This window comes from Paenibacillus sp. FSL H7-0331 (assembly GCF_001956045.1).
In genome coordinates, this window is the sequence record NZ_MRTH01000152.1 from 1 (window position 1) to 899 (window position 899).

The window sequence follows — 899 nt, forward strand, 5'->3', positions numbered from 1 at the left end:
GCTTTCGTACACTTGGGTTTCAGGGGACATCCTTCACAGCTTATGCTTCGGTAATGGCGATGCTCGATTTCGTATCCACTTTCGGTTTTCTCTTTGCTCGCTCTTCGAAAAATGAGGGTTTGCCCCGCAGCACATGTCCATGTGTCTGGTTCGGTGTTATACGTCCAGTTGTCGATTTTACTCATATCCTTTTGCCATGTCTTACTTTTCTCACGGTGGTAGGTACTGTATTTGACGATGGCTTCTACTTGATTTCGCTCTAAATAGTCGTAGTTTTCTTCGCCGCCGTATCCTGCATCGGCGATAACAGTAGCAGGTAGCTTACCAAAAGCAGACTTTACTTTTTCCAAATGAGGAATAAGACAGCGCGTATCGGTAGGTCGCTGGTGTACGCTGTAGCCGAGGATGAATTGATTTTCGGTGCCCATCTGCACATTGTAACCTGGCTTCAGCTGACCGTTTCGCATGTGATCTTCTTTCATCCGCATAAACGTAGCCTCTTTGTCGGTCTTGCTATAGCTGTTTCGGTTGCCTAAAATTCCTTGGTGAGTTTCATACCTTTGAAGGCGAGGGAGTAAGTCTTTGCGGAGCGCACGCACCGCTTTTTTCAGCGACTTGTCCTTGGGTTGTGCTTGCAGTCGTTCTTCCAATTGTTTGACAGCAGTCTCTAATTTTTCACTTGTCATTTCTGACACCTCGCCCCGTTCGCTCAAGTCTTGGCTGGCGTGTGACCGTTCTTCTTGATTCTCGGTTTCTTCAATGGTGGCAAACAGTGTCTGTACTTTCTCCTGGAGTTTGGCCTTGTGCTTCACGACCGCTTTACCCCAAACAAACGTATACCGATTGGCATTCGCTTCGATTTTGGTGCCGTCAACAAAGTAGTGTTCAAGTTGAACGTA

1 protein-coding gene is annotated in these 899 nt (G+C 47.1%); it reads right to left on the bottom strand.

The window, feature by feature from the left end; translation table 11 throughout:
- Positions 1-899: transposase (locus tag BK127_RS42220; RefSeq protein WP_144026751.1), on the bottom strand; the 899-nt coding region annotated here is incomplete at both ends.